The sequence below is a fragment of the Methylorubrum suomiense genome, from assembly GCF_022179765.1.
Classification (GTDB): Bacteria; Pseudomonadota; Alphaproteobacteria; order Rhizobiales; family Beijerinckiaceae; genus Methylobacterium; species Methylobacterium suomiense.
Map to the genome: position 1 here is coordinate 93,601 of NZ_BPRE01000018.1, position 8,969 is coordinate 102,569.

The 8,969-nt window shown below is 71.4% G+C and carries 13 protein-coding genes; 12 read left to right on the forward strand and 1 reads right to left on the reverse strand.

Going from position 1 to position 8,969, the window contains the following annotated elements:
- Positions 1-208 precede the first annotated feature (208 nt).
- The 6 genes from MFF26_RS22755 (at position 209) to MFF26_RS22780 (ending at position 4,035) form a co-directional block, all read left to right on the forward strand.
- Positions 209-931, forward strand: coding sequence for an SDR family NAD(P)-dependent oxidoreductase (locus MFF26_RS22755; protein ID WP_137831712.1), 723 nt, complete (start codon positions 209-211; stop codon positions 929-931).
- Complete coding sequence (locus tag MFF26_RS22760; RefSeq protein WP_238308603.1) at positions 924-2,108, forward strand: hypothetical protein; 1,185 nt, start codon at positions 924-926, stop codon at positions 2,106-2,108. The genes MFF26_RS22755 and MFF26_RS22760 overlap by 8 nt, the downstream gene beginning before the upstream one ends.
- Entirely contained in the window at positions 2,105-2,587 is a 483-nt protein-coding gene (locus tag MFF26_RS22765) for an NUDIX hydrolase (protein ID WP_171015613.1), read from the forward strand. Before MFF26_RS22760 ends, MFF26_RS22765 begins: the two co-directional genes overlap by 4 nt.
- Complete coding sequence (locus tag MFF26_RS22770) at positions 2,584-3,060, forward strand: TIGR02301 family protein (protein WP_137831706.1); 477 nt, start codon at positions 2,584-2,586, stop codon at positions 3,058-3,060. The genes MFF26_RS22765 and MFF26_RS22770 overlap by 4 nt, the downstream gene beginning before the upstream one ends.
- A gap of 247 nt (positions 3,061-3,307) precedes the next feature.
- On the forward strand, positions 3,308-3,556 hold the full coding sequence (locus tag MFF26_RS22775) for a hypothetical protein (protein ID WP_056238899.1): 249 nt from the start codon (positions 3,308-3,310) through the stop codon (positions 3,554-3,556).
- Between the two features lie 266 nt (positions 3,557-3,822).
- Positions 3,823-4,035 carry a hypothetical protein gene (locus MFF26_RS22780; protein ID WP_137831705.1) on the forward strand — a complete coding sequence of 71 codons (213 nt, stop codon included), beginning with the start codon at positions 3,823-3,825 and terminating at the stop codon, positions 4,033-4,035.
- 12 nt (positions 4,036-4,047) lie between these two features.
- On the opposite strand, the gene MFF26_RS22785 is transcribed toward MFF26_RS22780, so the two are convergent.
- The gene (locus MFF26_RS22785; protein ID WP_137831704.1) at positions 4,048-5,385 is read right to left on the reverse strand and encodes a dihydroorotase; all 1,338 of its coding nucleotides are present in this window, start codon (positions 5,383-5,385) and stop codon (positions 4,048-4,050) included.
- A 147-nt stretch (positions 5,386-5,532) separates the two neighbouring features.
- On the opposite strand from MFF26_RS22785, the gene ygfZ reads away from it, so the two are divergent.
- From ygfZ to MFF26_RS22815, 6 genes are all read left to right on the forward strand, one after another.
- Entirely contained in the window at positions 5,533-6,390 is an 858-nt protein-coding gene (gene ygfZ / locus MFF26_RS22790) for a CAF17-like 4Fe-4S cluster assembly/insertion protein YgfZ (protein ID WP_137831703.1), read from the forward strand.
- On the forward strand, positions 6,387-7,016 hold the full coding sequence (locus MFF26_RS22795; protein ID WP_137831702.1) for a DNA-3-methyladenine glycosylase I: 630 nt from the start codon (positions 6,387-6,389) through the stop codon (positions 7,014-7,016). The genes ygfZ and MFF26_RS22795 overlap by 4 nt, the downstream gene beginning before the upstream one ends.
- A gap of 44 nt (positions 7,017-7,060) precedes the next feature.
- A complete protein-coding gene (locus tag MFF26_RS22800; RefSeq protein WP_137831710.1) occupies positions 7,061-7,636 on the forward strand; it encodes an HD domain-containing protein in 576 nt (191 codons plus the stop codon).
- Positions 7,637-7,641: 5 nt separating this feature from the next.
- Positions 7,642-8,223 (forward strand): tyrosine phosphatase family protein, encoded by a 582-nt coding sequence (locus MFF26_RS22805; protein ID WP_238308604.1) that lies wholly within the window; start codon positions 7,642-7,644, stop codon positions 8,221-8,223.
- A gap of 234 nt (positions 8,224-8,457) precedes the next feature.
- Positions 8,458-8,724, forward strand: a complete 267-nt coding sequence (locus MFF26_RS22810) for an exodeoxyribonuclease VII small subunit (protein ID WP_137831701.1) — start codon at positions 8,458-8,460, stop codon at positions 8,722-8,724.
- A gap of 89 nt (positions 8,725-8,813) precedes the next feature.
- On the forward strand, positions 8,814-8,969 hold a 156-nt coding region (locus MFF26_RS22815), incomplete at its 3' end, for a 1-deoxy-D-xylulose-5-phosphate synthase N-terminal domain-containing protein (protein ID WP_238308154.1).

The window sequence follows — 8,969 nt, forward strand, 5'->3', positions numbered from 1 at the left end:
CCCGGATCGCGGAATGACAGCCGGGCAATCCCGTCCGGTCGTCCTGGGCCGATCCGCCCCGGAGGGGTCTTTCGCATTGCAGCGTCGACCCTGGATTTCCGCCCTCGCGCAGCTTAGACCTGGGGGCGGACAGGCCCCTCACGCGCCGCCGCGCGAACGGGGTAGCGAGGGACCAGACTTGGCCTCATCCAACGAACGTCGACGGGTGATGCTGCTCACCGGCGCGAGCCGGGGGATCGGACACGCCACGGTGAAGCGCTTCTCCGCCGCGGGCTGGCGCGTCATCACCTGCTCGCGCCACCCGTTTCCCGAGAATTGCCCCTGGGAGATGGGACCCGAGGATCATCTCCAGGTCGATCTCGCCGACGCCGCCGACACCGTGCGCGGCGTGCGGGAGGTGGCCGAGCGGCTGGCCGCCGAGGGCGGGCTGCTGCACGCGCTCGTCAACAATGCCGGCATCTCGCCGAAGGGCCCCGACGGCGCGCGGCTCGGCGCCCTCGCCACCGAATATGCCGACTGGGCCCGCGTGTTCCAGGTCAATTTCTTCGCGCCGATCCTGCTGGCGCGGGGTCTGTGCGATGAGCTGAAGCGGGCCCGCGGCTCGATCGTGAACGTCACCTCCATCGCCGGGTCGCGGGTCCATCCCTTCGCAGGCGCGGCCTACGGCACCTCGAAATCGGCGCTTGCCGGGCTGACGCGGGAGATGGCCGCGGATTTCGGGCCGCTCGGGGTGCGGGTCAACGCGATCTCGCCGGGCGAGATCGACACCTCGATCCTCTCGCCCGGCACCGACAAGCTGGTGGAGCAGATCCCCCAGAGGCGCCTCGGCACCCCGGACGAGGTCGCCAAGGCGATCTACTTCCTCTGCACCGAGGCCTCCTCCTACGTGAACGGCGCCGAACTCCATATCAACGGCGGCCAGCATGTCTGACCGCCGGGCGGCCCTCGCCGCCCTGCTGTGCCTCGCCGCCCTCCCCGCCTCCGCCGAGCCCGCCGCGCCGCAGGTCGAACTCCTCGCCCTTCCCTTCCGCGTGACGGCGATGCGCGGCCCCGGCAGCGAGGTGGCCCTGGCAGTAGCGACCTCGGGCCTCCTGCCCGTCGCCCACGCGAGCGCGGGCGCCGACCCCAAGCGCGCGCCGAAGCCGGCCGAAGGGCCGGTGCCGGTCGTCGTGGTCTGGGGCGAGGACGGCGGCGCGGTGATCAGCCTCGATGGCGGAACCCTGCGCACCACCCTGGTCGGCGCCGAGGCGATCGAGGGATTCGCCGCCGCCGAGACGCCCCGCGGGGCGGTGCCGGGCTCGCGCCAGGCGCAGCTCGGCCCCCTCAGCGCCTATCTCACCGGCCCGACCCGGGCACTCGGCGGCGCGCCCGGCCAGGCGGCGGGCCTGACCATCCGCGAGCGCCAACCGCTGGGCGTCACCGCCGAGCCGAAACCCGTGCCGGTGACGACCCAGACGCTGACGCCGGGGCCGGACCAGGTCTTCGCCGGCCGCAGCCCGCGCATCGCCACCCTCGACGGCCGGCCGGCGGTGATCGCCGTGACGGCCCAGGGCACGGCGGGATCGAGTCTCGCCATGGCGATGAAGAATTCCGAAGGGGATGCGGCCCAAGGCGCGGCCAAAGGCGCGGGCAAGAGCGCGGTTTGGAGCCTGTCGGCGCGGACGCCGCCGCAAGCGGGCGGCAAGCCCGACGGCGCGCCGCTGAGCCTTGCCGGCATCGCGGCCTTTTCCGGGACGGGTGCGTCCGAGATTGCCGCCCTGCGGGCGCCCGACGGCGAGGGCGTGCTTCAGCTCTGGCGCTATGCCGGAGGCGCCCTGACCCTCGCGGGCGCGTGGCCGGGCTATGCCGGGCCGGGGCTCGGCGAGGCGGGGGATCTCGCTGCCGTTCTGCCGGCGGACCCCGCCCCGTCGCTGGTCCTGCCGCTGGCGGGCCGCACCGCGCTCGCCCTGCTCTCGCTCAAGGGCGGGGCCCCAACCGAGCGGCTGCGCCTGCCGCTCCCCGCCCCGGCCGCCTTCGGCGTGGCGGTGCTCGGTGCGGGATCCGGCCCCTGGACGATCCTCGTCGGCCTCGCCGACGGACGCCTCGCCACGGCGCGGGTGACGCCGTGAGCGCGGATGCCGGCGTGCCCGCCGATGACGGTCGCCTGTTTCCGGCCCGCCCCCTGATCGGCGTCTCCATCGCGGTGATCCGGGATGGGCGCGTCCTGCTGGCGCAGCGCGCCAACGAGCCGATGCGCGGCGTCTGGACCCTGCCCGGGGGGCTCGTCGAGGCGGGCGAGCGCCTCGCGGAGGCAGCCCTGCGCGAACTGGAGGAGGAGGTCGGCAGTTGCGCCGAGGTGGTGGGCGCGAGCCTGACGCCGACCGAGATCCTCCTGCGCGACGAGGACGACCGCCTGCGCCATCATTACGTGATTCATCCTCACGCCGCCCGGTGGCGCGCGGTGGAGCCGGCGCCGGGGCCGGAGGCGCTCGCCGTGCGCTGGGCCCGGCTCGACGAGGTCGAGGGCCTCGCGACCACGCCGGGCTTGATCGACACCCTGCGCGAGGCGTTCGCGCGCGTATCCCCGTCGGGAGAGGAGACGGCATGAGAGGGCCGGCGAGGTTTGTTCTGGCCGCGCTTCTGGCGTTCGGCGCCTTCGCGCCCGGCCCCCTCACGGTCGCCTCCGACGCGCTCGCCCAGCAGCGCGGCGGGTCCGCCCGCGCACCGGCCAAGCCGGCCGAGAAGGAGAAGGAACCCCCGCCCCCGGCCGAGCCGCCGCCCGCGCCCTACGATCGGGATCTGCTGCGGCTGTCCGAGATCGTCGGGGCACTCGCCTTCCTGCGCAATCTCTGCGCCGCCCCGGATGCCGCCGAATGGCCGAGCCGCATGAAGGCGATCCTCGACACCGAGGGCGTCACGCCGGCGCGGCGCGACCGGTTGGCCGGCGCCTATAATCGCGGGTTTCGCGGCTACAGCCTGACCTATCGGATCTGCACGCCGGCCGCGGGCGAGGCCGCCCGGCGCTACCTCGCCGAGGGCGAGCGCCTCTCCCACGCCATCGCCGGCCGCTTCGGCGGCTGAGCGCCGCTGTCGATCCGGCGCCGTCCCCGCACGACGGCGATCCCTCCCCTCACCCGCCCCGGGCCCGGCGGATGTCCGAGGCGCTCTGTGACCCCTGTGCCACAGACCCGAGCCCTTACGAAAAACCTTCGCAATCGAGCGTCCGCGTTAACCTCTCCGCAATTCCCTGCTTTCCGGCCCGTCCGCGACGCCGTATCGTGTCGATGTCTTGCCGGCATCATGTCGGCCGGGAATTGAAGACTGCGCCATGATCCATGACCCCGCTCCGTTCGAATCCGATCCGGAGAGCAAGCGCGCCGCGCTGGGCCTCGTGACCGAGGCTTTCGCCGAGGGCTGCCTCGACGGGATCGACGGCGATTGCATGGCCCAGGCCGCCCTGTTCGCCGCCTTCCAAGAGCTCGTCGCCACCTATGGCGAGGACGCCACCGCCCGCTACGCCGAGACCCTGCCCGAGCGCATTCGCGGCGGCGGCTTCACGACGACTCTGCAACATTGACGAAGATCACAGCGCCCCGGTGATGCGTATTCGCGCAACCGGGGTCGCCCTTTGATCCGCCGGCCATCGCTTTCCGATCAGAGCGATCCGGATGCCGATAAAGATCAAATCAACAACAAGTTAATACAAAAAATTTTGCCGATAATTCTTTCGTCCTCGGACGAAAACGATGTTTCTCATTTTCTGTATGCAGCGAGACGTTGTGTCGTGCAATTGTAGCGATATGTCTTCCATGGCTTTCGCCAACTGCATGTAGGGTTAGCGTGATGCGTTTTGCGATCAAGTATCGTCGAATCGACCCGGAAGTCGTTCATCCCTCCCAGATCTTGGCAACCGATATCGAAGGTCAGCGCTTGGCGGGCAAACTGGTGCGGAGCCTCGCGGGCGTCTTCGAGGAGCATGGCTGCGACCTGCCGCCGATGACCCATTGGTTCCGCAGCCGCAACGGCCTGCACCTCATCTGGGCACAACCGCAATAGGGCCCGCCGCCCTCACCCGGTCGGCAGGGCCTCCTCGAACAGCACCGCCTCGCCCCGCGACGGGGTCACCAGCTCGCCCTGCCACATCACCGGCACGCCGCGCACCACGGTGCCCACCGGCCAGCCGGTGACGGTGAGCCCGTCATAGGGGGTCCAGCCGCATCTCGAGGCGATCCATTCGTTGCGGATCGTCTCGCGGCGCTTGAGATCCACCACCGTGACGTCGGCATCGTAGCCGAGGGCGAGCCGTCCCTTGCGGGCGATGCCGAACAGCCGCTTCGGCCCGGCGCTCGTCAGATCGACGAGGCGGGCGAGGGAGAGCCGGCCCGCCGCCACGTGGTCGAGCATGATCGGCACCAGCGTCTGCACGCCGGTCATGCCGGAGGGCGAGTCGGGATAGGGCTTGGCCTTTTCCTCGAGGGTATGCGGCGCGTGGTCGGAGCCGAGCACGTCGACGATTCCGAAGGTTAGACCCTGCCAGATCCCCTCCCGATGGGCGGCGTCGCGCACCGGCGGGTTCATCTGCACCAGGGTGCCGAGGCGGGCATAGGCCTCGCTCCCGTCGATCGTCAGGTGGTGGGGCGTCACCTCGACGCTCGCCACGTCCTTCGCGGCCCCCAGGATTGGCATCTCGTCCGCCGTCGAGATGTGCAGGATGTGGATGCGCGCCCCGGTCTCGCGGGCCAGCGCGATCAGCCGCTCCGTCGCCTTCACGGCGACCTCCGGCGAGCGCCAGACCGGGTGCGAGGCCGGATCGCCGGGCACGCGCAGGCCCTTGCGCTCCCGCAGCATCGGCTCGTCCTCGGAATGGAAGGCGGCGCGACGGCGGATGTTCTTCAGGATCGCGCGCACGCCCGCATCGTCCTCGACCAGCAGAGAGCCGGTGGAGGAGCCGATGAAGACCTTGATGCCCGCCGCCCCCGGCAGCCGTTCCAGGACGGCGACCTCGTCGGCATTCTCGTGGGTGCCACCGACCCAGAAGGCGAAGTCGCAATGCATCCGGTGATGGGCGCGACTGACCTTGTCGGCGAGCGCCTGCGCCGTCGTCGTCTGTGGGTTGGTGTTCGGCATCTCGAACACCGTCGTCACGCCGCCCATCACGGCGGCGCGCGAGCCCGTCTCCAGGTCTTCCTTGTGATCGAGGCCGGGCTCGCGGAAATGCACCTGGCTGTCGATGACGCCGGGCAGGAGGTGCAGGCCGCGGCAATCGCGCCGCTCGGCCGCCGCCGCGTTCGCGAGATCGCCGATGGCGGCGACGCGGCCCTGGCGGATGCCGAGATCGGCGCGGTGCGCGCCGTCGTGGTTCACCAGCGTGCCGCCGGCGAGGACGAGATCGAAGGGGGTGTCCATCGGGGCTCTTCCTTGGCTCGGCCGTTCTTGGCTCGGCGTTCTTGGCGCGACTCGGGGCTCGGGCGATTGAGGCCGGGATAGGCGCGGCTTATGTCAGCTGCCGAGACCATGCAACGCCGCCCCGAACGGTCGCCCTCAGGAGAGACCATGCCGATCGCCCTGCTGCCGGACCGCGCCGTCGTCACCGTCACCGGCGCGGACGCGACCCCCTTCCTCCAGGGCATCCTCACCTGCAACGTCGAGTCTCTGCCCGAAGGCGAGGCGCGCCTCGGCGCCCTGCTGACGCCGCAGGGCAAGATCCAGTTCGATTTTCTCGTGTCGCGCGACCGCGAGGGCGGTTTTCGCCTGGATGTCGCGGCCGAGCGGGTGCCCGATCTCGTCAAGCGGCTCGGGCTCTATCGCCTGCGCGCCAAGGTGGGAATCGCCGCCGATCCGACCCTCGGCGTCGCCGTGGCATGGAACGGAGCGGAGACGGCGGCCGAGACGATCCGGATGCGCGACGGGCGCCTGCCCGCGCTCGGCGAGCGCCTCTACTTCGCGCTGGGCGCCTTCTCGGCGGATGCCTCGGAGGACGATTACCACGCCCACCGCATCGGCCTCGGCGTGCCGGAGGGCGGGCGCGACTTCGCGTTCATGGATGCCTTCCCGCACGAGGCGCTGATGGACCAGCTCGGCGGCGTCGACTTCCGGAAGGGCTGCTATGTCGGCCAGGAGGTGGTCTCGCGCATGCAGCATCGCGGCACCGCCCGCACCCGCATCGTGCCCCTGGTCTTCGCCGAGGGAGCGGCTCCGGCGCCGGGGACCGAGGTGGTGGCGGGCGCCCGCAGCCTCGGGGTGACCGGCAGCATGGCGGGTGGGCGGGGGCTCGCCACGATCCGCCTCGACCGCCTCGGCGATGCGCTGGCCGCCGGCGAGCCGGTGCGGGCCGACGGCCGCATCGCGGGCGTGGAGAAGCCGGCCTTCGCGACCTTCGCCTTCCCCGCCGACACGGCCGCCGCCGGATGAGCACGGCGCCCGACGGCCTGATCACGACCCATCCCGACGGCTGCCCGCGCTGCTGGTGGCCGGGGCTCGACCCGACCTACGTCACCTATCACGACACCGAGTGGGGCGTGCCGGAAGACGATTCCCGCGCCCTCTACGAGAAGCTGATCCTCGACGGTTTCCAGGCCGGCCTGTCCTGGATCACCATCCTGCGCCGCCGCGAGGGGTTTCGCCGCGCCTTCGCGGGATTCGAGCCGGAGCGCGTCGCCCGCTTCACCGAGGCCGATGTCGAGCGGCTGATGGGCGATGCCGGTATCATCCGCAACCGCGCCAAGATCCGCGGCGCCATTGCCGGGGCCCAGGCGTGGCTCGCCATCGAAGAGGCCGGACCCGGATTCTCCCGCTTCCTCTGGGATTTCTGCGACGGCCGACCGATCCAGACGAATCCGAAGACCCGCGCAGACATCGCGACCGAGACGGAAGTCTCGAAAAAAATGGGCAAGGCCCTGAAGCAGAATGGCTTCACCTTCGTCGGCCCCACCATCGTCCACGCCTTCATGCAGGCGGTCGGCATGGTCAACGACCATCTCGTCGGCTGTCATCGCCACGCCGTCTGCGCCGCCCTCGGCGAGCGCCCCCGCCCGTGAACGCGCCGACGCGAACGCCCAAGAAACCGCGCGCCTGGCAGCGGATGCTGTCGGGCCGGCGGCTCGACCTGCTCGATCCCTCCGCCCTCGATATCGAGATCGCCGACATCGCCCACGGCCTCGCCCGGGTGGCCCGCTGGAACGGCCAGACCGCGGGGCCGCACGTGTTCTCGGTCGCCCAGCACTCGCTGCTCGTCGAGGCCATCGGCAACGCCCTCGCTCCCGGGCTGAGCCCGCCGGAGCGGCTGGAATTGCTGCTGCACGACGCCCCCGAATACGTGATCGGCGACATCATCTCGCCGCTCAAGAACGCCATCGGCGACGCCTATCGCACCGTCGAGCGGCGCCTGCTCGCGGCGATCCGCCAGCGCATCGGCCTGTCCGCGCCAAGTCCCGCCCTCGCCCGCCTCGTCAAGCGCGCCGACCGGGTCGCGGCCTATTGGGAGGCGACCCGGCTCGCGGGCTTCTCCCTGGTCGAGGCCGACCAGATTTTCGGGCGTCCCCCGGCCTTCTCCGATACGGCGATGCCGGAGATCGAGGCGCTGCTCACCCCCCGCCCGACCGCGGAGGCCGAGGCGGCCTATCTCGCCCGCCTCGGCGCGCTTCAGGCGAGCCTCTGACCGTCATGCCCTGCCTCTATGTCTGCCCGCTGTCCCGGCTGCCCGAGACGCTCGCGGCGAGCGGCGCCCGCCACCTCGTCACCCTGGCGACGCTCGGGAGCCCGGGACTTGCCATCGAGCGTCCGGCGGGGATCGCCCCGGAGCATCACCTGCGGGTCGGGTTCAGCGACATCGTCGCCCCGATGGAGGGCCACCTGCCGCCGGGCGAGGCGCATGTGCGGGCCGTCCTCGATTTCGCGTCGGCCTGGGACCGTCGGCGCCCGCTGGTCCTGCACTGCTATGCCGGCATCAGCCGTTCGACGGCCGCCGCCTACGCGGTGGCCTGCGCGCTCGCCCCGGAGCGGGACGCGGCGGAACTCGCCCAGGCTTTGCGCCGGCTCGCCCCGAGCGCCACGCCGAACCGCCTGTTCGTCGCGATCGCCGACCGTCTGCTCGGGCGGGACGGCCGCATGAGGGCCGGGATCGCCGCGATCGGCCGGGGCGCCGAGGCGTTCGAGGGCACGCCCTTCCGGTTCGTGCTGGATGAGGGCACATTCCCACCGAAGAACGCCGGTTCGCCGCAAGAAGGGGCGACACGACAAGGGTGACCCGTCCCGATGCGATCGGTTTTGGAGACGGTTCCGGGGCGCCGCCGATGCCCGAATAGCCTCGGCTGACGCTGCCCCGCGCGCGTCTTCCATCGGCATCGAGGGCTTCGACCTCCTTTATCCGCTCGCATCAACGTGGCCCTGGATCGGTCGCACGCAATCCATCCGGGCTTGTGCGACCCGTGCCGGACCGTCATAACCCGCGCGACGGGGGGATCGGCCGGGGACATCGGGATGAACGCTCAACGACCTGCCGCGCCCGCGGAGGCGCTGCCGGACGATCTTCCGTTCGAGCGGGCGATGGAGCAGCTCGAAGAGATCGTGCGCCGGCTCGAACGCGGCGACGTGCCCCTCGACGAATCCGTGGCGATCTACGAGCGCGGCGAGGCGCTCAAGCGCCATTGCGAGGCGCTGCTGAAGCGGGCCGAGGCCCGCATCCAGACCATCGCGATCGGGCCGGACGGCCGGGCCGCCGGGACCGCGCCGCTCGATATCGACTGAGCGGCGGATGCATTTGGCACAAAGCGAAGACCCTCATCGCGCGCGACGGTTCGCGCGCTGTTTCTCACTTCGGGCATGAGGCTGCTCCGGTGGCACTAGCGGACACGACGATCCTCGAGGGTCTTGAGACGCCTGACCGGCTGCGGCTCCTGCCGGAGAGCGAGCTGCAGAAGGTGGCGGACGCGGTGCGCGCCGAGATGATCGACGCGGTGTCGGTCACCGGCGGCCATCTCGGCTCGGGGCTC